Source organism: Tabrizicola sp. (assembly GCF_022842145.1).
Taxonomy (GTDB): domain Bacteria; phylum Pseudomonadota; class Alphaproteobacteria; order Rhodobacterales; family Rhodobacteraceae; genus Tabrizicola.
On the sequence record NZ_JALHQD010000001.1, the window covers coordinates 91,983 to 114,645 of the forward strand.

23 protein-coding genes and 1 tRNA gene are annotated in these 22,663 nt (G+C 64.9%); 11 read left to right on the forward strand and 13 right to left on the reverse strand.

Annotated features, from left to right (window positions below; translation table 11 throughout):
* Positions 1–143: 143 nt before the first annotated feature.
* Positions 144–1,055, reverse strand: coding sequence for a pirin family protein (locus tag Q0C42_RS00475; RefSeq protein WP_295070436.1), 912 nt, complete (start codon positions 1,053–1,055; stop codon positions 144–146).
* A gap of 168 nt (positions 1,056–1,223) precedes the next feature.
* On the opposite strand from Q0C42_RS00475, the gene Q0C42_RS00480 reads away from it, so the two are divergent.
* The 3 genes from Q0C42_RS00480 to Q0C42_RS00490 are packed head-to-tail and all read left to right on the forward strand — an operon-like array spanning position 1,224 to position 1,947.
* Positions 1,224–1,562 (forward strand): hypothetical protein, encoded by a 339-nt coding sequence (locus Q0C42_RS00480; protein ID WP_295070439.1) that lies wholly within the window; start codon positions 1,224–1,226, stop codon positions 1,560–1,562.
* Positions 1,559–1,750, forward strand: coding sequence for a hypothetical protein (locus Q0C42_RS00485; protein ID WP_295070442.1), 192 nt, complete (start codon positions 1,559–1,561; stop codon positions 1,748–1,750). The genes Q0C42_RS00480 and Q0C42_RS00485 overlap by 4 nt, the downstream gene beginning before the upstream one ends.
* A gap of 2 nt (positions 1,751–1,752) precedes the next feature.
* The gene (locus tag Q0C42_RS00490; RefSeq protein ID WP_295070445.1) at positions 1,753–1,947 is read left to right on the forward strand and encodes a hypothetical protein; all 195 of its coding nucleotides are present in this window, start codon (positions 1,753–1,755) and stop codon (positions 1,945–1,947) included.
* A gap of 172 nt (positions 1,948–2,119) precedes the next feature.
* Here Q0C42_RS00490 and Q0C42_RS00495 read toward each other — a convergent pair whose 3' ends face one another.
* Positions 2,120–2,767 (reverse strand): GntR family transcriptional regulator, encoded by a 648-nt coding sequence (locus Q0C42_RS00495; RefSeq protein WP_295070448.1) that lies wholly within the window; start codon positions 2,765–2,767, stop codon positions 2,120–2,122.
* A 33-nt stretch (positions 2,768–2,800) separates the two neighbouring features.
* The gene (locus tag Q0C42_RS00500) at positions 2,801–3,493 is read right to left on the reverse strand and encodes a M48 family metallopeptidase (RefSeq protein WP_295070451.1); all 693 of its coding nucleotides are present in this window, start codon (positions 3,491–3,493) and stop codon (positions 2,801–2,803) included.
* A 123-nt stretch (positions 3,494–3,616) separates the two neighbouring features.
* Between Q0C42_RS00500 and Q0C42_RS00505 the strand changes: the two genes are divergently transcribed.
* Both Q0C42_RS00505 and Q0C42_RS00510 read left to right on the forward strand, forming a co-directional pair.
* On the forward strand, positions 3,617–3,952 hold the full coding sequence (locus Q0C42_RS00505) for a TIGR02300 family protein (protein WP_295070454.1): 336 nt from the start codon (positions 3,617–3,619) through the stop codon (positions 3,950–3,952).
* Between the two features lie 104 nt (positions 3,953–4,056).
* Positions 4,057–4,132: transfer RNA gene (locus Q0C42_RS00510), tRNA-Ala, on the forward strand.
* 290 nt (positions 4,133–4,422) lie between these two features.
* Here Q0C42_RS00510 and Q0C42_RS00515 read toward each other — a convergent pair.
* Both Q0C42_RS00515 and Q0C42_RS00520 read right to left on the reverse strand, forming a co-directional pair.
* Positions 4,423–5,403, reverse strand: a complete 981-nt coding sequence (locus tag Q0C42_RS00515) for an FUSC family protein (protein WP_295070457.1) — start codon at positions 5,401–5,403, stop codon at positions 4,423–4,425.
* A 377-nt stretch (positions 5,404–5,780) separates the two neighbouring features.
* On the reverse strand, positions 5,781–6,704 hold the full coding sequence (locus Q0C42_RS00520) for a LytTR family transcriptional regulator DNA-binding domain-containing protein (protein ID WP_295070460.1): 924 nt from the start codon (positions 6,702–6,704) through the stop codon (positions 5,781–5,783).
* A gap of 286 nt (positions 6,705–6,990) precedes the next feature.
* Between Q0C42_RS00520 and Q0C42_RS00525 the strand changes: the two genes are divergently transcribed.
* On the forward strand, positions 6,991–7,488 hold the full coding sequence (locus tag Q0C42_RS00525) for a phosphatase PAP2 family protein (RefSeq protein ID WP_295070463.1): 498 nt from the start codon (positions 6,991–6,993) through the stop codon (positions 7,486–7,488).
* The gene (locus tag Q0C42_RS00530) at positions 7,481–8,269 is read left to right on the forward strand and encodes a phosphatase PAP2 family protein (protein WP_295070466.1); all 789 of its coding nucleotides are present in this window, start codon (positions 7,481–7,483) and stop codon (positions 8,267–8,269) included. Before Q0C42_RS00525 ends, Q0C42_RS00530 begins: the two co-directional genes overlap by 8 nt.
* 56 nt (positions 8,270–8,325) lie before the next feature.
* Here Q0C42_RS00530 and Q0C42_RS00535 read toward each other — a convergent pair whose 3' ends face one another.
* Genes Q0C42_RS00535 through Q0C42_RS00550 form a run of 4 tightly spaced genes read right to left on the reverse strand, consistent with a single transcriptional unit; the run spans position 8,326 to position 11,743 of the window.
* Positions 8,326–8,931, reverse strand: a complete 606-nt coding sequence (locus Q0C42_RS00535; RefSeq protein ID WP_295070469.1) for an ABC-type transport auxiliary lipoprotein family protein — start codon at positions 8,929–8,931, stop codon at positions 8,326–8,328.
* A gap of 3 nt (positions 8,932–8,934) precedes the next feature.
* Positions 8,935–9,840: an MlaD family protein gene (locus tag Q0C42_RS00540; RefSeq protein ID WP_295070472.1), complete on the reverse strand. Its 906-nt coding sequence runs from the start codon at positions 9,838–9,840 to the stop codon at positions 8,935–8,937.
* Entirely contained in the window at positions 9,840–10,634 is a 795-nt protein-coding gene (locus Q0C42_RS00545; protein ID WP_295072778.1) for an ABC transporter ATP-binding protein, read from the reverse strand. Before Q0C42_RS00545 ends, Q0C42_RS00540 begins: the two co-directional genes overlap by 1 nt.
* Positions 10,631–11,743, reverse strand: coding sequence for an MlaE family lipid ABC transporter permease subunit (locus Q0C42_RS00550; RefSeq protein WP_295070475.1), 1,113 nt, complete (start codon positions 11,741–11,743; stop codon positions 10,631–10,633). Before Q0C42_RS00550 ends, Q0C42_RS00545 begins: the two co-directional genes overlap by 4 nt.
* Positions 11,744–12,102: 359 nt before the next feature.
* Here Q0C42_RS00550 and Q0C42_RS00555 point away from each other — a divergent pair, with 359 nt between their 5' ends.
* Complete coding sequence (locus Q0C42_RS00555; protein WP_295070480.1) at positions 12,103–13,104, forward strand: HWE histidine kinase domain-containing protein; 1,002 nt, start codon at positions 12,103–12,105, stop codon at positions 13,102–13,104.
* Positions 13,105–13,176: 72 nt separating this feature from the next.
* On the opposite strand, the gene Q0C42_RS00560 is transcribed toward Q0C42_RS00555, so the two are convergent.
* Together Q0C42_RS00560 and Q0C42_RS00565 are read right to left on the reverse strand one after the other, a co-directional pair.
* Complete coding sequence (locus Q0C42_RS00560; protein WP_295070483.1) at positions 13,177–16,326, reverse strand: efflux RND transporter permease subunit; 3,150 nt, start codon at positions 16,324–16,326, stop codon at positions 13,177–13,179.
* Positions 16,323–17,417 (reverse strand): efflux RND transporter periplasmic adaptor subunit, encoded by a 1,095-nt coding sequence (locus tag Q0C42_RS00565; RefSeq protein WP_295070486.1) that lies wholly within the window; start codon positions 17,415–17,417, stop codon positions 16,323–16,325. The genes Q0C42_RS00560 and Q0C42_RS00565 overlap by 4 nt, the downstream gene beginning before the upstream one ends.
* A gap of 341 nt (positions 17,418–17,758) precedes the next feature.
* On the opposite strand from Q0C42_RS00565, the gene Q0C42_RS00570 reads away from it, so the two are divergent.
* The gene (locus Q0C42_RS00570) at positions 17,759–19,114 is read left to right on the forward strand and encodes a DEAD/DEAH box helicase (RefSeq protein ID WP_295070489.1); all 1,356 of its coding nucleotides are present in this window, start codon (positions 17,759–17,761) and stop codon (positions 19,112–19,114) included.
* A gap of 46 nt (positions 19,115–19,160) precedes the next feature.
* On the opposite strand, the gene Q0C42_RS00575 is transcribed toward Q0C42_RS00570, so the two are convergent.
* On the reverse strand, positions 19,161–19,616 hold the full coding sequence (locus Q0C42_RS00575; RefSeq protein ID WP_295072780.1) for a hypothetical protein: 456 nt from the start codon (positions 19,614–19,616) through the stop codon (positions 19,161–19,163).
* 366 nt (positions 19,617–19,982) lie between these two features.
* On the opposite strand from Q0C42_RS00575, the gene Q0C42_RS00580 reads away from it, so the two are divergent.
* The gene (locus Q0C42_RS00580; protein ID WP_295070492.1) at positions 19,983–20,561 is read left to right on the forward strand and encodes a thymidine kinase; all 579 of its coding nucleotides are present in this window, start codon (positions 19,983–19,985) and stop codon (positions 20,559–20,561) included.
* Here Q0C42_RS00580 and Q0C42_RS00585 read toward each other — a convergent pair.
* Positions 20,534–21,469 carry a DMT family transporter gene (locus Q0C42_RS00585; RefSeq protein ID WP_295070495.1) on the reverse strand — a complete coding sequence of 312 codons (936 nt, stop codon included), beginning with the start codon at positions 21,467–21,469 and terminating at the stop codon, positions 20,534–20,536. The two genes, Q0C42_RS00580 and Q0C42_RS00585, sit on opposite strands and share 28 nt — an antisense overlap.
* 173 nt (positions 21,470–21,642) lie before the next feature.
* Between Q0C42_RS00585 and Q0C42_RS00590 the strand changes: the two genes are divergently transcribed.
* Positions 21,643–22,659 (forward strand): hypothetical protein, encoded by a 1,017-nt coding sequence (locus tag Q0C42_RS00590; protein ID WP_295070498.1) that lies wholly within the window; start codon positions 21,643–21,645, stop codon positions 22,657–22,659.
* Positions 22,660–22,663 lie beyond the last annotated feature (4 nt).

The window sequence follows — 22,663 nt, forward strand, 5'->3', positions numbered from 1 at the left end:
TAACTGAACACGGGCACCATGCCGGGCGGTGGCGCGCTGTGCAACCCGGGCGGTTGCCAACCGCTCGTCGTCGGACTTCGTCACTCCTCGCTTGGCTCAGCTTCCAGCGAGGAGCGCATGAAATGCGACGACGAGCCGCCCGGTCAATGCGCCGGGCGGATGAAGGTCCCGTTGCGCAACTCCTTGAACGCCTGCTGCAGCTCGGCCTCCGAGTTCATCACGATCGGCCCGGCCCAGGCCACCGGCTCTTCGATGGGCGCACCAGAGATCAACAGGAACCGCACCCCGTCCGGCCCCGCCGTCACCGTCACCTCGTCGCCCGCGCCAAACCGCACCAGGGTCCGGTTGCCGGAAAGGTCGCGGATGTTGACCTCCTGCCCCTTCACTTCCTTCTCCAAGAGCACGCCCTCCGGCCGCGCCGCATCCCGGAAGTTGCCCGCACCCTCGAAGACATAGGCAAAGGCCCGACGGCGGGTGTCGACCTTGAAGGTCTTCCGCTTGCCCGCCGGCACATAGATGTCCAGATACTGCGGGTCCGCCGCGATGCCATCGACCGGGCTTTTCACCCCGCGATAGTCGCCGATCACCACCCGGATACTGGTGCCGTCATCCTCATGCCGCTCGGGCAAGGCATCGCCCGGCATGTCCTGATAGCGCGGCGCGGTCATCTTCAGCGCACGCGGCAGGTTGCCCCACAGCTGGAACCCGTGCATCCGCCCCTTGGCGTCGCCCTTCGGCATCTCTTGGTGCAGAATGCCCCGCCCCGCCGTCATCAACTGCAACGACCCCGGCCCGAGGATGCCCCGGTTGCCCAAGGAGTCGCCATGCTCCACGGTCCCCGCCAGCACATAGGTGATCGTCTCGATCCCCCGGTGCGGGTGCCAGGGAAAGCCCGCCGAGTAATCCCGGGGATCATCGCCCCGGAAATCGTCGAACAGCAGGAACGGATCCGCCTCGGTCGGGTCTTGAAACCCGAAGGCGCGATGCAGATGGACGCCCGCGCCCTCGATGTGGGGCGAAGCGCGGCGGGTCTCGATGACGGGACGGATGGACATGGCTGTCTCCTCAATTGCGTTGCGCAGAACATGGAGCGGCAGAGCCTGCGCGCCAAGGCGCAAAAGCAAGCAACTCCTGTGCAGGAGCGCACCCAGCAGGAACATCCGACCGCCGGGACAGTTGTCACATTGCGGCACAAAGGCCGCGGCGGCGAAGGATGACCAGCAATGGCCAATGCAGACAAGAAGCACCACGGCCCGGCCGTTCAAGGCAAGGGCGACGGCACCGGCGGAATGACAGACCTGGACGCATCAGAGATTCCCGCCAACGCAGTGCTGTCCAACCGCGACAAGTCCCGCCATTCCGAGGAACGCGGCCTCGACAGCAAGGCGGTGCAGACCGAGCAGTTGCAGGACCATGCCGGGGCCAGGCTGGCCGACGACCCTGCCGAGGGCGCACCCGATCCCTCAACCGTGGACCCCGCCGACCTTGCGGCCGCGGACCTTGACCGCGACGGCGAAGGCGCAACCGCCCGGATCGCAGATATCGTGGAGGACAAGGAATGACAGCCAAGGCACCCCCGGTCCCACCCGCAAACCGCAGCCCGAAGGGCCCGGGCGAAGGTGCAACGCACAGCTCGTCCGACCAGTCCAAGGGCGACAGCAGCGGCAACAAGGCCAACCCGGACAAGACCGGTCAGGCCGGAAACACCCGGATCAACACCACGAACCAGGGCCATCAGCAGGATCGATAGACATGTCCACTTCCGACAAATCCGACGCAACGATCCGCCAGGGCGGACCGGGAGCCTCGCATGAGAATGCAAAGGCGCCAAAAGACCCGAAGAAGCCGGCGGCCGATCCGCAGGACCGCCGCACCCGCAGCAAGACCTCCGGCGGCGGCGGCGAACAGGACCGGCACCACACCCATGATCCCAATATGAAGGGCTGACTCCCAGACGCGCCGCGGCCGGTCACAAGGAGGAATGGTCACTGAGAAACAGCGGGAGACGGCGAGTGCAGGGCGGCCTAGCGCCTCGAAGGTATTCATTACCAAACCACTAATGCTCGCGGCCAACCCCTTGATTTCTCTTCGCCCGCAAACCGCGCCACGCGCGGGCAGCTCAGCCCGTCAGATGCCGCAGCCCCTGGGTCACGTCGGTCCGCACCGCCAGCCTGAGGCCCGGCTCATCCCCTGCCTTCAGGGCCGCCAGGATCATCCGGTGGTGCGTCGGAGGCTCCCTCCGCCTGACCCTCGCATAGACCGCCCGCATCGTCGGCCCCAGCTGCAGCCAGACCGTCTCGCACATCGCCAGCATCGCCGGGGTCTGGGCCCGCAGGTAGAGCGTCCGGTGGAACTCGAGGTTGGTGCGGACATAGGTGACCGCATCCCCCCGGACCGCCGCCTCGCCGTTCATCAGGTTGATCGCCGTCAGCCGCTCGATCAGCGCGAAGTGGGCGCGAGGCAGCGCCCGCGCCGCCATCTCCGGCTCCAGCAAAGCCCGGATCGCCGCCAGCTCCTCGATCCGCTCGGGGGTCAACTCCGGCGTGGAAATCCGGCCCGAGGAGGACAGCGTCAGCGCCCCCTCCGCCACCAGCCGCCGAACCGCCTCACGGGCGGGGGTCATCGAGACGCCATAGGCCTTGCCCAGCCCCCGCAGCGTCAGCGACTGCCCGGGGTCCAGCTCGCCATGCATCACCTGCTGGCGCAGAGACCGGTAAAGCCGTTCGTGGGCCAAGGCGTTGGGATCGGTGGGGCGGGGCGTCAACATGCACTGCAGGGAAGCACCCCCGCCGCCGACGGGTCAATCCTGAAAGCGCACCCGGTGCAGGCTGTTGCCGTTGGTCTTCAACCAGGCCCGGTGGTCCTTCCAGTCCGGGCAGATGGACGTGACGACCTTCCAATAGGCCGCCGAATGGTTCAGCTCGACCAGATGCGCGACCTCATGCGCGGCGACGTAGTCCAGCACCGTTGGCGGGGCCATGATCAGCCGCCAGGAATACATCAGCCGCCCGTCGGGCGAACAGGACCCCCAGCGCGACCGCGTGTCCCGGATCGCCAGCGACGAATACTGCCGTCCCACCAACCCCGCATAACGGGTCGAGGCGGTGGCCAACCGGTCGCGGGCCAGCACCTTCAGCCAGGCGGCAACCCGGGGGCCCATCGTCTGGGGACTTCCCGGTACCAGCAACAGCCCGCCCTCGGCCCGAACCCCGCGGCCAGTGGCAGGGGCCAGCACCAGCTCGTCCCCCTCGACACAGATCACCGAGCCCGGACCGACCGCCTGCAGCGTGGGACCGGGCATCGCCGACAGCGTCTGCCGCAGCCAGTCCTCATTTCCCTTCAGAAAGGCCAGCGCCTCGCCCTCACGCGCGCGGACCGGCATCGACAGCGTCACCTTCCCATCCAGCCGCGAAACGCGCAGCGAGAATCGCCGGGCCCGCGCCGAACGCTTCAGATGTACCTCAACCGGTGGCGAGCCTGGCAGAACCGGCATGGAATCCCCTTGAAACTTCCGGTAAACATAGCCATCTCGGCCGACAGACGAAAGGCTTTGACAGTCGCCTTTGCCTGTGGCAAGCGACCATTTTCCCGTTACCCACCACTCAAAGGGATGACCATGCCCAAAGCAGAATGGGGCACGAAGCGTATCTGCCCGACCACCGGCAAGCGCTTTTACGACCTGTACAAAACCCCGATCGTCAGCCCCTACACGGGCGAGGTCGTGGATATCGAATCCGTCCGCCGCAAGATGGCCGCGTCGGTCATTTCGCGCGCTGTTCCCGAAAAGGACGAGGACGTTCTGGTCGAGGATCTGGAAACCGAAGACGTCCTCCTGGACGGCGCCGTCGCCGATGACGCCGAGCTGGACGATGATCTGCTGGAAGACGACGCGGACGACAACGTCTCGCTCGACGACCTTGCCGACGTGCCGGGCGACGAGGAAGAAGTCTAAGACAAGCGCCGCTGGACAAGGGCAATTTTCCCCCTTGCACCACCCGGCGACCTGTCCTAGATACCCCGCATCGCGGCGGCAACGTCGCGGTGTTTCTCTCCGGTGGGGTCATAGCTCAGATGGGAGAGCGCTTGAATGGCATTCAAGAGGTCGGGAGTTCGATCCTCCCTGGCTCCACCAAGAGAACAAAGACTTAGACGAAAGACAGCCCCGCCAAGTGCGGGGCTTCTTCGTTCAGGGTAACGGTTGGGGGTAATGCCCTGACGATGTTGAGGCATTCTGGGTGTCGGGTAGGCCTGCTGCATTCCAGCGTTCCGTTTTCTGCCCTTTGCTACCGTTCGGCACTGATGGTTTTGCACTGGGGTCCTGTCGCAGAACGGCCATTCGAAGCCCCTGGGCGCTGCAATCGAAGGTGAAGCGCATCGCGCGATATCTCCAAACTGGCGGGGACTTCGCGCTTCTGAACCGGCTTATCTGTCCTTGCCCGCGGGCTTGGGGGCGGCCTGTGCGCCCACAAGCCTTGGCACGACCCGTTCCAGCATCAGGGTCAGGAACAAGATCAGGGCGATGACGAGAAAAACAGCCTCGATGCGGAAGGTCGCCTCTGTCGGTGTGGGGGCAGAGACGAGCAGTACTCCTGCGGTCATTGCCGCAGCCGAGATCGGCTTCGGGTGGGGCAGGAAGCGCAGGCCAAGACCAAAGGCCGCAAGAGCCAGCAGCAGACGCCATGTGTCTGGCGTCCCGACCAGTTCGATGAGGATGGCGCCCGCTACGCCAAGTGCTGCGCCGTGGCCGTATTTGAGAAGGGCACCAGACCTGTCCTGCATCGGCATCAGGCAGCGCGAGACGAACAGGATCACGATCCAGTAGGCATGAGGCAGGTTGATCGCCATCGCCAGACCTGTGGACAAAGCAATGCCAACAGAAAGGAAGATTGCCAGTCGGATCGCCTCGGCCCGGTTGGCTCGCGGTGGGCGCAGGATAGACGACATGCGCAGATGTGCTGTCACCAGGTAGCCCCCGCCAAGACCGACGGCGCCCATGGCGAGCATTCGGACGTCGCTCCCGCGTTCTGTTGCGATGGCGAACAGAATCACACCCAAAAGCACTATGACCGAGACACGGGTGCCGACCCGTGCCACCTCGACCGCCGCCCCGACCGACAAGACGATACAAAGAGCCAGCACAACCGGCAGGACCGGTAAGGCCAGGACCAGTCCGGCAGCGCAGATGAACCCAATGCCCGCGATTAGCATGGCCCGTAGCCCACCGGACAAGGCCGCGAAAAGGCCAACGGAAAAGCCAGCGGTTGCCGCCATGCTCCCGGCGCTGCCAGTCGCGGCATAGCCTGCGATGCCAAGGCCAAGTGCGGCAGCGCAGATCGTCAGGGCATAGCGCCAAGGCAAAACGGTTGGAACTGCCGGGCGGGGCTGGGGGACTGCCTCGGTCACATCATCCACTCCACGGGCAACACCCCGACGATCTTGACCATGGCCCTGACCAAGCCATGCCGTCTTGGGTTCGGTGGATCGTACCATCTGCGCGCCGCTTTCACAGTGGCATTTTGAAGGAGCACTAGGCCGGGGTATCGTCCGCCGATCTATGCCGCAAGCACGGCGTCAGCGACCGTCTTAAGCGGAAGCCAAGTATGGCGGGATGGAGGTCAGCGTGGCCAAGCGCCCGAAAGGCGTGAGGACGAGAACGCCCGCCTGAAGCGACTGCTGCTGGCGGATGCGATGCTCGATAACGCGGCGCTGAGAATCTCGTGGGAAAAAGGGAAGCGCCCGCCGCGACGGCTCGGTGGTTCAGCCCCTTACAGGCACCTGGATCATTCTGCAGGCTTCGGACCCAATTCCATCCTCTCGGCGGCTTGAAGCACGCGCTGATGGTCACGGCTGGCCAGGGCTGCGCGCAATCTTGAACGGTAGGTGCGACTGACCGGCAGTTCCAGACCGGTATCCAGCCGGCAGACGAAGCGATCCCCGACGCTCTCAACGGTCGCGATATGCGCCAGCGCGATCCAGTGCGAGCGGTGAATCATTTGCCCGGGGATCACACCAAGCGCTTCGACGGCACGGCCGAAGGACATCAGGATCAAGGCCTCTCCGCCCCGCGTGTAAACACGAAGGTAGTGCAGTTCGGCGGAAATCGCGACGATGTCGGTCCCGATGCGGCGGGGAAGACGCGAGAGGAGGTCGAGGAGTTGTCGGCTCGCACCAGTCGGTGCGATTGCCGCTTCGGGTTGGATCGACGCTACCTCGGCCGACGGCGGTTCGCCCGCCTCTGCCGCATCCTTCTGCTGGGCGATCATGATCAGGCGCGGGCTGTTCAGCAGCACCCAGAACAGAACGGACGTGGCACCGCTGTCACGCAGTTCCTCCATCAAGCCGGGAATGGAGATCGGCTCCACGTCCGTCAGATCGCCGACCAGGAAGGCAATCCGGTCAAGCAGGAGCAGATTGAAGATCGAAAACAGGATTGCGCCGACCACGCCCACCGCCATGACCAGCAAGAGAGGCGGCAAGCGCTCGAACAGTGCGATGCGGCCCAGCGTGATCTGCGCCAGTTCAAACAGCACCAAAGCCGCAGCGACGTGGGCCAGCCAGAACACGATCCGCGCAAAGAAGCCGAGCCCGCTTGATGCCGAAGGTTCGCTGAGGGCGAGGCCGAAGGAGAGGACGGTGCCTGCGGCGATCAGGTAGCCCGTCCAGGAGGTGCGAGGATCGATCTGCGCCACAAGATCATCGAGCACCGGAAGATGGGGTCTGCTGGACAAGGTTACCTGCTCGTTGCCGCTTCTGTCCGGAAGTTAGCTGACCACCCGTCGGTTTCAAACCGCCGTATCGGGCGTTGATGCAGCAACACCGTCTGTTCGTGCAGAACGGCTGGCACGGGGCCAATCCCAAGGGCAGCACAGGGCCAAGACCGCACTCCCGCATTTATCCGGTGCCCGACCGATGATACCGACCCATCCCTTCCGTTCCGCCTTGCAGTCGGCCAGGCGCCCCCTGCACCGTTTTGCCAGGAGTGCCGACGCCGTGATCGTCGTGCTGCTTGCCCTGACGGTTCTGGCAACAGTCCCGGACAACCAGCGCATGGGAAGCGCCCTTCAGGTCGTTCTGCCGCTGATCGCTTTGGGATGCGCGGCCACAGGCGGAAAGACTGTCGAGAGTGTGGGGCGGTTTGCCGTGCTGCAAGTCGGCGTCAAGGGTCCAAAACATCTGTTCGGTGAACGTCGGATCAGCCAACGCCCGGACGGCGGCAACAACGGCTTCCCGTCGGGCCACACGGCAGTGGCGACCTTTGCTGCCGCGCAGATTGTCAGACACTGCGCAGGACTGCATCCGGTCACGAAGGCTGCTGCAGTTGCTGCGGCGGCCTTCACCGGGGGGTCGCGGATCGAATCCGGACGGCACAGCCTGTGGCAGACCATGGCCGGAGCCGCCTGGGGCTGGGCGATCGCATGCCTGCCCCTGGCCGGGTTTCGGGGCGCAGGCCGCTGGATACGCCGGGTCCGGGGCGGCCGCCATGTCTGATCTGGATACGGGCGAAACGCCTCTGGCTCACCAGCCGTTCTATGTCACCACCGATCCCGACCGCCAGGTGGCGCGGATCCTGGGATGCATCCTTGTCAGCTTCGCCGTCTTTGCAATCTGGCCCGAGATCGACCTTCGCGTATCCCTGGCTTTCCATGATCCGACGACCGGGTTCGCGATCGAAGGCAATCCGATGACCGAGACGCTCCGCCTGGCGATATGGAACGTCGCAATCCTGCTTTGCATGGCAGCCGCGTTCGGCACGGCCATCGGACTGGCTGGCAAAGTGCTGGTTCTGCCGACGCGCGCCTGGGGCCTGATCCTCGCGCTTTACATCCTTGGTCCCGGCTTGATGGTCGAGATGCTGACAAAGCCCCTTTGGGGTCGGGCCAGACCCGCGCAAGTTGCCGATTTCGGCGGATCGCTTCCCTTCAGCCCACCGAACGAACTGGTCGAGGTCTGCACGCGCAATTGCTCGTTCGTGTCCGGAGAGGTTTCGGGTGCCACAGTGACGGCGATGGCGCTGATGCTTCTGCACTTCCACCTGAAGCACCGGCTTGGCAAAAGCATGTCGACTGTCCTGCTGATGGTCGCCTGGGGCTTGCCGCTGGTCGTCGCGTTGCAGCGTGTTGCCGCCGGTCGGCATTTCCTGTCGGATACCGTCTTTGCAGTGCTCTTCACCCTGCTCCTGGCTTGGGCGCTGTCGGTGTTGCTTCAGTCTTGGGCGCGCCACCTGCCCGGGGCACGACGGACCGAAGCCGCAGTCCAGGCAAATCGCTAGGGATAGTGCGAGCGTAACCGGGCCGTTCGAGGCCGCCGAAAAGCAGTCGCGCGGCGTTACCTGACGGTCCACCCAACGATCTCGGCCAGCACCCTCTGCAAAGCACTGTCGAAGGCTCCGACCAAAGTCCGCGTGTCGTCGGACGCAACTGTCTCGGTAGCCGAGAAGCGCCGCGAGGTGACGATCTGCCGGTCGGACTCGCGGATCAAGGTTGCCATCATGCCGATCCGAATGACAAATCCACCCTGTTCCGCGCCCACCGGTTCAATCTGGAAGTCCTGAAGCTCGGTCATCAGCGTGTAGTCCGGGTTCAGACCGTTCGCCGTTCGACCCACCAGTTCGAACCCTCCCAGGTTCTGGAAGGATGCGACGAGAAGCGTCTGCAAGAGGGCGGGAGCGGGTTCGGACCAGCGGCCCTCGGGCAGATATTGCGCCTGATAGGGGACCGGCTTGATCAGGATCCGGTCGGTCGCCAGCGCACCGGCAGAGCTTGGCAATTCGACAATCAGATGTCCGGTGCCACCCCTTGGCGAGCCCGCGCTGCGGGCGGGCGTCAAGGTGTAGGAGTCAAGCTCGGCACCTGACTTTGAAATCGAGGAAATCGCCCCACAGCCAGAGAGCGGGGAAAGGGCGATGACAAGGGCAGTAGCGATCCAGCGCATCTTTCAATTCCTGTATTCGGGGGTCTGAGTGCCAAGAAGGAAGCGACCCGGGTCACGTCCGATGCGGTCTGCCACCGCACCGATGTTCGCGATCACCTTGCGCGCGTCGGCCGCTAGGTCGCGATACTCTGGCAGGGCCGAGCGGGCGAATGTCTCCAGTTCGGCTGCGGTGTCGCCGACATCTGCGGCGGTCGCCTTCAGTTCGGCGACCAGACCGGGGATGTCGTCCTTGATCACGGCGTCCGCGCTGGCAAAGGCCGCCTCGGCCTTGCCCAGTGCCGCATCGGCGCGGGCCAGCGTGCCTTCGGCGGCGGTGACCAGCTTTTCCGCACGCTCGACGATCGCATCGACGCGCCCGCTAACCGTCTCGACGTTCTTCAGGATCGCGGCAACCGCCTCGCGGTTTTCCGGAGTGGTGAATTCGCGTACATCCTCGATCAGTGCGATGGCTTCCTGCAGAAGATCGGGCGCGGCATCGGTCAGTTCCTGCACGACCGACGGCTTCGAGGCGATAAGCGGGACCGTGGCGGGGGGGATCGCTTCCACCGGGTCGGACATCGGGCTGCCGCCCTCAAGGCCCACGAAGGAAACGCCGGTCACACCTTGCGACGAGAGCATCGCCACGGTGTCCTGGCGGACGGGGGTGGTGGCCCGGACTTCGATCCGGACCCGCACGAACTGCGGATTCTCGCGGTCCAGATCGATCGACAGGACCTTGCCCACATCGACGCCATTATAGCGCACCAGGCTGTCCTGGCTCAGGCCCGAGACGGTTTCGAACACGATGTCGTACTGCGCGTAGGAGCGGTTGATCTCGACCTGGGCCAGCCAAAGCAGAAATCCCAGCAGGGCAGCCATTGCGCCCAGAGTGAAGGCCCCGACCAGAATGTAGCGGGCTTTGGTTTCCATCACTGCGCCCCTTGCGGCTGGGCCGCATGCGCACGGGGACCGTGGAAGTAGGATCGGACCCAAGGGTCATCGACCTTCATCATCTCGGCCATCGTGCCGGTCACCAGCACCTTCTTCTGTGCCAGGACGGCAATCCGGTCGCAGGTGGCATGCAACGTGTCCAGATCGTGGGTCACCAGAAACACGGTCAGCCCGAGCGCCTTCTGCAGCGAGAGGATAAGGTTGTCGAACTCGGACGCGCTGATCGGGTCTAGGCCGGCAGTGGGCTCGTCCAGGAACAGGATCTGCGGATCCAGCGCCAGGGCGCGCGCCAGACCGGCGCGCTTGCGCATGCCGCCGGAAAGCTCGGACGGGTAAAGATCACCGGCCGTCGCAGGCAGGCCGACCATTGCGATCCGCAGATCGGCGAGTGCGGCGCGGGTTGCCGCGTCGATTGCCAGCTTCTCGCGCACCGGCGCTTCGACATTCTCGCGGACGGTCAGCGACGAGAACAGCGCACCGTCCTGGAACATCACGCCCCATCGGTTCTGCACGCCATCTGGGTCGCCTGTGTTTGCTTCCGTCTCGGTTGGCGGATCGGTCAGCACTTCGGTCCCCAGGACCGTGATCGTCCCCGTGGAAGGTTTCTGCAGGCCGACGATGCTGCGCAACAGGACGGACTTGCCGCTGCCCGACGCGCCGACAACCCCCAGCACCTCTCCCCGTCGCACATCGAGGTCAAGGTTCTGGTGGACGGTGGTCTTGCCAAACCGGTTGGTCAGGTTTCGTACGGTGATGACCGTCTCGCCCATCAGACCCCCCAGACCGAAAAGAAGATCGAGGCCACGGCGTCGACGACGATGACGAGGAAAATCGCGACGACCACCGACCGCGACGTGCGGCTGCCAAGGGAGTCGGTGTTCCCCTCGACCTGCAGCCCCTGGTAGCAGCCGACCAGAGCGATGATCAGGGCGAAGACCGGCGCCTTGGACAGCCCGACTAGCGCGTGGCTGACCGTCGTGTTGGTGGCTAGCTGCGTCCGGAACATCGCGGGAGAGATTCCAAGGTCGATCCAGGCCATGAGCGCGCCGCCAAAAAGACCGGCCATGTTGGCGACAAAGCCCAGAACCGGCAGCAGGATCAGCAGCGCCAGAACACGGGGCAGGACCAGAAGCTCGATCGGGTCAAGGCCAAGGACACGCATCGCGTCGATCTCTTCGCGCATCTTCATCGAGCCGATGGCGGCCGTGAAGGCCGAAGCCGACCGTCCGGCAACGATGATCGCGGTCAGAAGGATGCCCAGTTCGCGCAGCATCGAAATCGAGATCAGATCGACGACGTAGATCTCGGCCCCGAACTGTTCCAGCTGCGATGCCCCCTGGAAGGCCAGGACGATTCCGATCAGGAATCCCATCAGACCGACGATCGGCACGGCATTCAGGCCCGCCTGCTGCATGTGATGGACCAAGGCGGTCCCCCGCAGGCGCGACGGGTGCATAGCGGTAGTGGCAAGTCGGCTGAGGACAAGGCCCAGAAATCCGACGTTCTTGCCAAGCTGGGTCACGAACAGCGAGACAGCCCTGCCAAGGTCAAACAGCAAGTCACCCGCTTCGTGGTGCGGCAGGCGACGCCGCCGCTTGCGGCTGGGGGGCATCGCGTCGACGACAGTCTGCAATAGCAAGGCCTGCGCGCCAGAGGCGTTGTCTATGCTGACCTCTCGCCCCTTGGTCCGTTGCGCCGCCTGGAACGACGCGATGGCCCAGGCCCCTGCTGTATCAAGCTGGGTGACTTCGGACAAATCAAGGACGCTGACCCCCGCTTGCGCGTCAAGAAATCCCCGCTGCGTGGCAAGGTTGGTCAGGGTCACGGCGCCGACGAGTTTGGCGCGGGACGCGTTTCCAGCGTCACGACCTTCCGTGGACATCGATCACTCTGGAACGATCCGGCGTTCGGCAAGGACTGCCGCGCCATGCAGTACACACTTTTGCCGGGACGCCTTTTCCACTCACGCACCTACCCCCATGAACCCTGAAACGGCGCAGGCTCGGTGCCTTGAACGCCAAGCCGGTTCCAAACCTTTGCGGAACCTAACGAAACCCAAGGCCAAACGGTTCCATGCCGGCGTTTTGTCGGCTTGGAAGCGAGGGTGAGTTCACGCAGCCGTGCAGAATCCGGTGGGTCCTGAAGGCAAGGGTCCCTGCCCCGGTCATTGACCCGCCGAACCTGAAGCCCCATAGACGCCGCTTGGCCGACCCTGCCATTTTTCTGTTAGCGGAGGCTTTGATGACCAGCAGCAGCCGTTTGCATGCCCCGTGGGGGGAAGACGCCCTGCGACGGGCGGTCGACGCGGCGGGCATTGCCTTGTGGGAATGGAACGTCGACACCGACGCGTTCTTCATGGATGAACGCGGCTTCGAACTCTGGGACGTCTCCTCCGTCGAGGCTTTGACCTTCGAGCACCTGTCGGCGAAGATTCACCCCGCCGACCGTGACCGGGTGCGTGCCGCCTTCTTTGCAACGCGGGCGGTTGTCGGCCCCTACGAGATCGATTTTCGGACGCTGGTCGGCTCCGAGGTGCGGTGGATCTCGGCTCGGGGACGGGGAAGCGACGAGGACATCGTCAAGCGGGCGATGGTCGGCGTGTTTCTGGATGTCACGGGGCGCAAGCAGGCCGAAGAAAGCAGCGAACTTCTCGCCGGGGAAATGAGCCACCGGGTGAAGAACCTGTTGACCATTGCGTCGTCACTGGCGCGCATCACCTCGCGGTCGTCGAGTTCGATCGACGATATGCTGGCCCAGTTGACGAACCGGCTGACGGCGCTTGGCCGCGCGCATGATCTTGTCCGGCCCTTGCCGGGAAACGAAGGCGGGGCCGCGCTTCTGGGGGATATCTTCACCGTCCTGCTTGCGCCCTACGACGACCAGGGGGCCTTCGCCGGTCGCGTCCGCATATCGGTGCCACGCATGGGTATTGGTGAACGGGCGGCGGGGTCCTTGGCGCTGGTCGTCCACGAACTGGCCACCAACTCGCTGAAATACGGTTCGCTTTCGTCCAACGAGGGCGTTCTGGACGTTTCCGGCAGTGTGGCGGACCAATTTGTCACCCTGACATGGACCGAACAGGGTGGGCCCGAGATTGCGACACTCTCCGAGACCCAGGGCTATGGCAGCAGACTGCTTCGCTCCACGGTGGAGGGGGCCCTTGGCGGGTCGTTGACCTACGACTGGCTGAAGACCGGGGTTACGGTCGTCCTGGTACTGAACAGCGAGCTTCTGTCGATCTAGCCTCTGGCCCCACGCGGTGCCAACAGGGCGTTACTTTGAGGTGGCAGAGTTTTCCGCCGGTCGATCTACTGACTATTCGGCGGGCTGCGCCCCACCCCGACCGCGCAGCTTTGCCGGGCGGTGTTCCGCGTACCATGCCCGCCGCTTCTCGCGCTGCCAGAACCAGGGTTTCGGATGGTCGGCCCGCGTCACCAGCATCAGCATCGACGGGATGATGATCAGCGTCAGTACGGTGGCGAAGGCGAGGCCATAGACGATGGCCGAAGAAAGCGCGATCCACCACTGGGTCGAGGGCGCGCCGATCGTGACCTCGTGGCTGAGAAGCTCCATGTTGAGGCCGAAGGCGATGGGAAGGACCCCCAGGATCGCCGTCAACGCTGTCAGGACCACCGGGCGCGCGCGTTCGCGGCAGGTTTGCAGGATCGCCTCGATCTTGGGGCGGCCCTCGCGGCGCAAGGTGTCGTAGGTGTCGATCAGCACGATGTTGTTGTTCACCACGACGCCCGCCAGCGCGATGATCCCGATCCCGGTCATCACCATGGTGAAGGGTTGCGCCATGATCATCAGGCCCAGAAGCACACCGATCGTCGACATGACCACGGCGGACAGCACCAGCCAGACCGAGGTGAAGTTGTTGAACTGGGCCAGAAGCACGATGAAGATCAGGAAGATCGCCGCCCCGAACGCCTTGGACAGGAAGGCCCCGGCCTCGGCCTGTTCGGCATCCTCGCCCGCCAGCTTCCAGCGGATGCCGTACTGGTCAAGGTTCGCCTCCTCCAGCGCGGCGGTCACCTGGGCGTAGATCGCGTCGGGCTGTACACCCTCGCGGATGCCGGCCTGCACCGTGACGGTGCGCGCGCTGTCCAGGCGGGTCAGCGTCCCGGTGGTCGGTGCGGCCTTGCGAGTGACGAAGTTCGAGATCGGGACCGACCTTTCCGCCGTCTGGATGCGCAGCTGGTCCAGCGCGGAGATCGTCCGCTGGTCGGCGGGCAAGCGCAGGACGATATCCACCGCGTCATCGGCCCCTGCCGGGCGGTAGTCCGACAGTTTCAGCCCACCCGTCACCAGCTGCACCATGGCGCCCACGGTCGAAGGCGCGATGCCGTAGCGTGAGGCAGCGGCACGGTCGACCTGCAACTCCCAGTCCACGCCTGGGGGCGGCAAACCGTTCGAGATGTCGATGACATCGGGCACCGTGGCAAGGCGGGCGGCGACCTGCTGGGCGACCTCGTTCAGGTAGGTCGGGTCGTCGGCCGACAACTGTATCTGGATCGCCTTGCCGGTGGGCGGTCCGGCCTGCGGGACCGAGACCTGGATGTCCACACCGGGAATGCCCACCATCGCCTGCCGCAGGTCGGCCAGGATGGCGTTGGCGTTCTTGCGTTCGCGCCAGTCGACGAATTCGTACTGGATCACGCCGATCACGTCGGCATCTACCTCGTTGCCCATGCTGCCGCCCGCGCCTGTGCGGGTGTAGACCGTCTCGATCCCCGGCCAGCCCAGGATGCGTGCCTCAGCCTGGGCGACGAGGGCATCCTTCTCCGCGATGGACAGGTTCCCGCGCGCCTTGACGTAAAGGAGACCGAATTCGGGTTCCACATCGGGAAAGAAGATCACGCCCTTGCCGTACTTGGCATAGGCGAAGGGGACCGAGACCAGAAGCCCGACGGCCACGAACAGCATGATGACCGGATGCCGCACGGCCTTGCCGACGACCCACATATACGCCCCGTCCTTGTGTTCGGGCGGGTGCTTGAAGGGTTTTGCGATCAGCGCGCCCAGGGTGGGCACGAAGATCAGCGCATAGACCAGCGACGCCGACAGCGTCACGATCAGCGTGATTGGCAGGTATTTCATGAACTCGCCGACGATCCCGGGCCAGAACAGCAGGGGCGAGAAGGCCGCCACCCGGGTCATCGTCGCCGCGACCACCGGCCCAGTCATCTTGTGCGAGGCCATCGCAAAGGCCTCGCGCTTGTCCATGCCTTCGGACATCCGCCGTTCGGCATATTCGGTCACGATGATGGCGTCATCGACCAACATCCCCACAGCCAGGATCAGGCTGAACAGCACCACGATGTTGACCGTGAAGCCCCAAAGCGACAGCGCCAACATCCCCATCAGGAAGGACGCCGGGATCGCTAGCCCGATCAGGATCGAGGCGCGGACCGACAAAGCGTAAAGGATGACGATGAAGACCAGGATCACCGCCGTCAGGACCGAGTTCTGGAGGTCGAACAAGAGTTGCCGGATGTCCTTGGACTTGTCCTGGCTGAAGGTGACCTCGGTGCCTTCCGGCAGAAGCGCCTTGAACTCCTCCGTAACGGCCTTCACCTGGTCCACCGTCTCGATCAGGTTCGCGCCGGAGCGTTTCGACACTTCGATGGCAATGGCCGAGGCGCCGTTCAGGCGGGTGACGGTCTCGGGCTCTTTCAGCGTCGGCAGGATGCTGGCGATGTCACGGACGCGGACCGTCGCCGTTCCCGTGGACACGACGGGCAGGTTCGCGACGTCCTCGATCGTCTCCAGGAGAGACGGCACCTTGATCGCATAGCGGCCCTCGGCCCCTTCCAGCGACCCTGCGGCCACCAGCTGGTTCCCGGCGGCAAAGCCCGCGATCAGGATATCGGGGCGCAATCCGTAGGTCGCCAGCTTGCCGGGGTCGATCACGACCTCCACCAGATCGTCGCGAACGCCCTGCAACTCGCCGTTAAGGACCGGAGGCAGTTCCTCGATGCGGTCGCGCAGCTCACGCCCGGCCTTGGCCAGCACGCGTTCCGGCACATCGCCCGACAGCGTGATCACCAGGATCGGAAATTCCGACAGGTTGACCTCGTTCACGGTGGGCTCGTCGGCCCCATCCGGCAACTCGGGCCGCGCCATGTCGACCTTGTTCCGCACATCGTCCAGAGCCTTTTTCAGGTCGGCCCCGGCCTGAAATTCGATCAGCACGTTGCCCCCGCCCTGATAGGCGGTCGAGGTCATCTTCTTGATCCCGGTAATCGACTTCAGCGCGGTTTCCATCGGACGCAGCAAGAGCCGCTCGCTGTCCTCGGGCGAGATACCGGTGTAGTGTATGCTGACGTAAAGGATCGGGATCTGAATGTCCGGCTCGGCTTCCTTCGGGATCGAGACGTAGGCCATCGCCCCGGCCAGCATCAGGAACAGAAGGACCGAGATCGTCAGCCGGGCATTGGCAATGGCGGTTTCGACGATCTTCATTGGCCGACCCCTGAGGCCACCTCGACCGTGTCGCCATCGCGGACCAGGTCCTGGCCCGCAGTGACGATGCGGACATCTTCGGGAACGCCCATGACGACCAAGCCTTCAGGGGTATCGTCGATGATCTGCACCGCGGCGAACTTCGCCACGTTGTCCTTGCCGACGACGCGCAGGCCAAGCTCGCCCGTGTCCGAAAGCGTGATGATCGACCGCGGCACCACGACGGCGCGGACCGGCTGGGCAAAAAGCGAGACCTGGGCCGTCATCCCCGACGGCAGCGTCATCCGCGGGTTCGGCAGGGCGATCTCGACCGGGAAAGTCCGGGTCTGGGCCGAGGCTTCGCGCGCAACCAACCGGACCGTCCCCTCCATCTCGGTGCCATTGGCCAGCCTTACCTTGGCGGTCGAGCCGACGGCGACAGCCGCAAGGTCGACCTCGCTGACCTCGGCCTTCACCAGGATCGGGTCCAGCGAGAGGATGGTGGCAACCGGGGTGCCGGTCTGCACCCACTCACCCAGTTCCACCGATACGGCATCGACGACACCCGCGAAGGGCGCCTTCAGCCGCAGCCGGTCGGCCGTCGCCTGGGCGCGGGCAAGCTCGGCGGCAGCGGCGTCGCGGGCGGACCGGGCATTCGTCAGGTTCGACTCCGAGGTGCTTCCGCCCTCGAACAGCTTCTGCGCAACCTCCAGGTCCCGCTCTTTCTGGTCCAGGGCGATGCGCGCGATCTCTTCCTGCGCCACGGCTTCGGGACCTTCCAGCGTCATGACCTCGGCCCCCACCTCGACCATTCCGCCCTTGGTCATGGCCAGCGCGGCGATGACCCCATCAGCCCGCGCGGCAAGCTCCACCCGCTTGTCCGCCTCGGTGATCCCCGACAACCGGATGGCGCGGGCATGGTCGATGAACGCGGGATCGGCCACCGAGACCGTGCGGATCAGCGGAGTGATCGCGGCAGGCGCCTCGGCAGTCGGGGATTCCTTACCCTCGGCAGTCTGTGCACTGCCCACCGACGAAAACTCGCCGGTCGCGATCCAGGCGACGGCGCCGATCATGACACAGAAGGCGGCAATTCGATGGAATTTCGGCATGGCGAGGCTAAACCCGAATAAACGGTTGATCGGAAAAGACTTCTCGCGACGCGGGCCCCATATGGCCCGGCGGCCGGAGGTAGGGAAAGACTCTGTACGCGGACGCGCGGAGTCATACGCCTGCGGCCAAACAAGGTCCAGTCTGCTCTTGCAACCGCTTTGGCATTGACTTGTGCCCGAAAAGTCCCCATGTCCCCCCAATCCGACGCCCGTGCCGCGTGAGCACCGAAAGGCCCGGATACTCTGGTTCCCATTAGTCACGCAGGGGCGCCGCTTGCGGCACGGTCACGGGCATCAGCCCGGGGCGAGGGTCGCAGGCCCTCTGAATGCTGGGATATCCCATGACCACTTTTGCCGACCTCGGCCTTTCGCCGAAAATCCTGAAGGCGCTGGAAAAGACCACTCTGAAGACGCCGACGCCGATCCAGGCGCAGGCCATTCCCCATATCATGGCAGGCCGTGACTTGATGGGCCTTGCCCAGACCGGCACCGGCAAGACTGCCGCCTTCGGGCTGCCGCTGCTGCACCGCCTGCTGGACATCGGCCACCCGCCGGGACCGAAGAACGTCCGCGCACTGATCCTTGCCCCGACGCGGGAACTGATCGCGCAGATCAAAGACAACTTCGAAGTCTTCACCAAGGGCACTGCCGTCAAGATCACGATGGTCGTCGGCGGCGCCTCGCTGTTCAAGCAGGCGCAGGCCCTGTCCAAAGGCACTGACGTTCTGGTCGCAACTCCCGGCCGTCTGATCGACCTTCTGGAACGCGGCGACGTCAAGCTGGACCAATGCGCCTACCTCGTGTTGGACGAAGCTGACCACATGCTGGACATGGGTTTCATCCATTCCCTGCGGAAGATCGCCAAGCACATCCCGCTGAAGCGGCAGACGATGCTCTTTTCGGCCACCATGCCGAAGGACATCTCGGAAATCGCCGACACCTACCTGCGCGATCCGATCAAGGTGCAGGTGGCACCCCCCGGCAAGCCGGTCGAGCGGATCAGCCAGGGCGTCCACTACATTCCGAACGGCGACAAGGCCCGCGTGCTGGAAGAGTATCTGAAGAAGCACCCGGGCGAGCAGGCTCTGGTCTTCGGCCGCACCAAGCACGGGTCGGAAAAGCTGATGAAGCTTCTGGCGGTCTGGGGCTTCAAGGTCGGGTCGATCCACGGCAACAAAAGCCAGAACCAGCGTGACCGCACCCTGACCGAGTTCCGCAACGGCGAGCTTGACGTGCTGGTCGCCACCGACGTCGCCGCACGCGGGATCGACATTCCGACCGTGCGCCACGTCTACAACTTCGACATGCCGAACGTGCCGGAAAACTATGTCCACCGCATCGGCCGTACGGCACGGGCGGGGGCCAATGGCTCCTCGATCAGCTTCTGTGCTCCTGCCGAGATGGGCGAGCTGCAGGCCATCGAAAAGATGCTGAAGACGCCGCTTCCGGTCGTCGGGGGTGCTCCCTGGGCAGCCGATGTCGTCGCGGCCGCTCCGAAGCCGGGCCAGAACCGCGGCCAGCGGCAGGGCAATGGCGGACGGCAGGGTCAGAAGCTGACGGCCAAACCGCAGGGCCAGCGGTCCGGCGCGGGCAAGCCTGCGGGTCAGGGGCGTCCGGCTGGTCAGGGCAAACCTGCAGGCCAGCGCCCGGCCAAGCCGCAGGGCGGCAGCTTCGCGCCGCGCCGCGACGCACGCTAGACGCGACAGGCGGGGTCGGCCAGACCGGCCCCGTCATCCACCCGTGTCAGCTGGCCTCTTCTTCCAGGTTCAGCTTCATCTCCAGCAAGACCTGCTGGATCGCCAGCGTCTCGCGCAGAAGTCGCTTGGCTTCGTTGACGGATATCTTCCCGTCGCCGATCGCCTGGTTGTATTCCGCCATCAGCATCCCGAACCGCTGCGCCAGTGCCACCACATCCTGGTTCACGCCCGAGGACGACGCGTTCCGCTTCTCGCCGTCATAGGACAGCGTGATCCCCCGCAGGTCCGCCAGGGCGGCCGTCACATGCGGGAACCGGCTTGAAGATTCCAGCGCAGCGACCACGTCGATCGGCATGAAGCGGTCGTCGTGCTCGTCGCTGTCCGAATAGTAGCGCCCGAGGGTCGCCTTCGATTTGCCGGTGATCTCGCAGGCGGCTTCGATCCCCACATCCTTGACCAGCGCTTCGGTGTGCTTCTTCAGATAGGACGCGATCGACATCAGAAACTCCACCAACCTGCATGCCCCTGGGTCAACCCCGGGGAAACCCGATCTTTTTTTCCCATTAATCGGATGGGAACCGTTTGTCATGGATAAAGAGGTTCCGGGCAGTCCGGAGCGTTAGTGAGTGGTCGATGTCCCCAGCATCGGCAAGCAGTAAGGTCCGCCGCATCAGGCCGGAGACGGAATGACGGTGTTGCCGACTAAACGCGGCGGACCGGTTTTGTGCAAGTGTGTGGATGGTACGGGCAAGCCTGCGTTCCGGGCCTGCTGTCTAGACCAGGTAAGTGGTTCCTTCGGCAAAACGGGCCGTGTCTGCCAGTCATCAAGCTTGCAGCACGGCCCGGTGTTCGGCTAGGGAATCGCCGCATGGCAAAGCTCTATTTCCACTATTCCACCATGAACGCGGGGAAATCGACCTCGCTCTTGCAAGCCTCGCACAACTACCGCGAAGGCGGGATGCAGACCTATCTGATCACCGCGCAGTTCGACAATCGCGCCGGGGAAGGCCGGATCGCCAGCCGGATCGGCATCGGCGAACCTGCCGACACCTTCGGCCCGGATGAAGACATGTTCGAAAAGCTGAAGTCCCGCTTCCAAAACGGCCCTGTCGCCTGCGTCTTCATCGACGAGGCGCAGTTTTTGTCCAAACCGCAGGTCTGGCAACTGGCCCGCGCGGTGGACGATCTGGGTGTCCCGGTCATGGCCTATGGGCTTCGGGTCGACTTTCAGGGCAATTTGTTCCCCGGTTCGGCAGCCCTTCTGGCCTGGGCCGACGAAATGCGCGAGGTCCGCACGATCTGCCATTGCGGGAAAAAGGCCACGATGGTGGTCCGCAAGGGCCCCGACGGCCGGGCGCTGAAGGAAGGCGAACAGGTGGTGATCGGCGGAAACGAGACCTACGTCAGTCTCTGCCGCCGTCACTGGCGCGAGGCGATGGGCGGTTGAACCCGCTGCGGCCGCGCGATCAGCACGCCCGCCAGCACAATCAGCGCCATGCCGGCAACCGCGATCCAGGTCAGCGTCTCGCCCCAGAGAAAGAACCCCCAGGCGGCCGAGGCCGGCAGGATCACGTATTCGAAGACCGACACACGTGACGCCTCGGCGATCTGGTAGGCCTTCACGATCATCCCCACCCCCAGCAGCGACCCCGCCGCCTGCACGAAGGTCCACCACATGAACTCGCCCGTCGGCCAGACCGGCCCGCGCTGCAGGAAGCCCTCCGGCCCGACCGGGACCTCCATCGGAAAGGCCCAGAGGACCGCCATGCCCACCAGCCCGATCACCCCCAGCATACCGAAGAAGCCGGCCACGATCGTCTCGGGCGTCTCGCCTTCGCACCACTCGCGGGTGGCGATGTTGCCCATCGCGTAAAGTGCTCCCGAGATCACCGGCAGAAGCGCGGCAAAGGTCGCGCCCGACAGCGCCTCGGGCCCCAGGACCAGGACGACCCCGACGAACCCCACGACGACCGCCAGGATCTGCAGCCCCAGGATCGGCCTGCCATAGGCGAACCGCTGGATCAGAAGGACAAAGATCGGCGCGGTGAACAGACCCGCCGCCACCTGCGCCACCGGCAGGAAAGCCAGCGCGCCGAAGTAGATCACCATCGCCGCCCCGTGGATCGCCGACCGCGCCATCACCGCTCTCGGTCGCTTGGGCCACAGCTTCAGGCTTAACGGCAGGGCCACCAGCGCCAGGATCGCGAAGGCCATCGCCGTCCTCGTTGCATGGAACTGCCAAAGCCCAGCATCGCGGGCGATCACCCGCACGTAATTGTCGGTATAGGCGATCACGCTGGCATAGATCAGGACGGCGCCGAAAGCGGCCAGGGTTCGGTTTGTCGTATCGGTCATCTGCTCGCCCGGATTGCCTCGCTCCACTTGCCCGCACATCCGGCCCCCGCGCCAGCCCGAACGCGACCTTTGCGGCCAAATCCGGGTCGCTTGCGTGCATCCGGTATGGGTGATTGTCGCCGCCGCCGGGGCCGGATAAGCTGGCCGCAAAACAGGCAGAGACCCCGCAGCCGATGACGGCGCTTCGAAAGTATCAACGGCTGGAATGTGGAGGCCTGTGGCGCGAGACGCCGCAGGACCAGCGTCGTGAGGTTCTGGTCCGTTTCGGTGAGGCGACGCTGGTCCTCTCCGATCCCAAAAGCGGTACCGCGATCAGCCATTGGTCGCTTCCAGCCATCGAGCGCCTGAACAAGGGCGAGGACCCACCGATCTTCGCTCCCGGCCCCGAGGCGAGCGAAAGTCTGGAACTGACCGATCCCGACATGATCGCGGCCCTGGGTGCCGTGCGCCATGCCGTGCAGGCCGCCACCGCCAAACCGGGACGCCTGCGGGGGGTCCTTCTGGCCGGGTCGGCCGCGGCCGTGGTCCTTGTCGGGATGATCTGGCTGCCCGGCGCACTCGTCCGCCACACGGCCTCGGTCGTGCCCCTGGCACAACGGGCCGACATCGGGCAACGCGCGCTCGATGACCTCACCCGCGTGACCGGCGCGGCCTGCAACAACCAGCTTGGCCTGCAAGCTCTGGCGGCCTTGTCCGAACGGGTCTTCGGCCCGGTCGACACGCCGATCCTCTATGTCCTGCCCGAAGGCGTGGAGCAGCCGCTCCACCTTCCCGGCGACGTGATCATCCTGCCGCGCCGCCTGATCGAACAGTCGAACGGCCCCGAGGCCGTTGCCGGTGCCGCACTGGTGGAACGGCTGCGCAGCCGCACGCGCGACCCGATCATTCCCTTGCTGGACTATGCCGGTCTCAAGGCGACGGTGCAGCTTCTGACAACGGCCGATCTGCCCGACGCGGCGCTTGCGGGCTATGGCGAGGCGCTCCTCCGCGCCGTCCCGGAGTCCTTGGCCGAAACCAGTGTGCTCTCGGCGTTTGAAGCCGCGCAGGTTCCGGCCACGCCCTATGCGCTGGCCGTGACCCCCGAAGCCAACGCGGGTCTTGCCACGAACGACCCTTACAAGGGCCTCGCGCCGTCACCGCTGATCCCCGACGAAAGCTGGATCGCCCTGCAGGGCATCTGCGGCGGCTGACCGC

What these genes read in the sequence shown, in the direction of transcription:
- Q0C42_RS00560 (WP_295070483.1), bottom strand. Translation starts at nt 16,326, where the DNA reads ATGAAGATCGTCGAAACCGCCATTGCCAATGCCCGGCTGACGATCTCG.
- Q0C42_RS00475 (WP_295070436.1), bottom strand. Translation starts at nt 1,055, where the DNA reads ATGTCCATCCGTCCCGTCATCGAGACCCGCCGCGCTTCGCCCCACATC.
- Q0C42_RS00530 (WP_295070466.1), top strand. Translation starts at nt 7,481, where the DNA reads ATGTCTGATCTGGATACGGGCGAAACGCCTCTGGCTCACCAGCCGTTC.
- Q0C42_RS00570 (WP_295070489.1), top strand. Translation starts at nt 17,759, where the DNA reads ATGACCACTTTTGCCGACCTCGGCCTTTCGCCGAAAATCCTGAAGGCG.
- Q0C42_RS00585 (WP_295070495.1), bottom strand. Translation starts at nt 21,469, where the DNA reads ATGACCGATACGACAAACCGAACCCTGGCCGCTTTCGGCGCCGTCCTG.
- Q0C42_RS00555 (WP_295070480.1), top strand. Translation starts at nt 12,103, where the DNA reads ATGACCAGCAGCAGCCGTTTGCATGCCCCGTGGGGGGAAGACGCCCTG.
- Q0C42_RS00550 (WP_295070475.1), bottom strand. Translation starts at nt 11,743, where the DNA reads ATGTCCACGGAAGGTCGTGACGCTGGAAACGCGTCCCGCGCCAAACTC.
- Q0C42_RS00580 (WP_295070492.1), top strand. Translation starts at nt 19,983, where the DNA reads ATGGCAAAGCTCTATTTCCACTATTCCACCATGAACGCGGGGAAATCG.
- Q0C42_RS00565 (WP_295070486.1), bottom strand. Translation starts at nt 17,417, where the DNA reads ATGCCGAAATTCCATCGAATTGCCGCCTTCTGTGTCATGATCGGCGCC.
- Q0C42_RS00540 (WP_295070472.1), bottom strand. Translation starts at nt 9,840, where the DNA reads ATGGAAACCAAAGCCCGCTACATTCTGGTCGGGGCCTTCACTCTGGGC.
- Q0C42_RS00590 (WP_295070498.1), top strand. Translation starts at nt 21,643, where the DNA reads ATGACGGCGCTTCGAAAGTATCAACGGCTGGAATGTGGAGGCCTGTGG.
- Q0C42_RS00480 (WP_295070439.1), top strand. Translation starts at nt 1,224, where the DNA reads ATGGCCAATGCAGACAAGAAGCACCACGGCCCGGCCGTTCAAGGCAAG.
- Q0C42_RS00495 (WP_295070448.1), bottom strand. Translation starts at nt 2,767, where the DNA reads ATGTTGACGCCCCGCCCCACCGATCCCAACGCCTTGGCCCACGAACGG.
- Q0C42_RS00490 (WP_295070445.1), top strand. Translation starts at nt 1,753, where the DNA reads ATGTCCACTTCCGACAAATCCGACGCAACGATCCGCCAGGGCGGACCG.
- Q0C42_RS00500 (WP_295070451.1), bottom strand. Translation starts at nt 3,493, where the DNA reads ATGCCGGTTCTGCCAGGCTCGCCACCGGTTGAGGTACATCTGAAGCGT.
- Q0C42_RS00535 (WP_295070469.1), bottom strand. Translation starts at nt 8,931, where the DNA reads ATGCGCTGGATCGCTACTGCCCTTGTCATCGCCCTTTCCCCGCTCTCT.
- Q0C42_RS00505 (WP_295070454.1), top strand. Translation starts at nt 3,617, where the DNA reads ATGCCCAAAGCAGAATGGGGCACGAAGCGTATCTGCCCGACCACCGGC.
- Q0C42_RS00485 (WP_295070442.1), top strand. Translation starts at nt 1,559, where the DNA reads ATGACAGCCAAGGCACCCCCGGTCCCACCCGCAAACCGCAGCCCGAAG.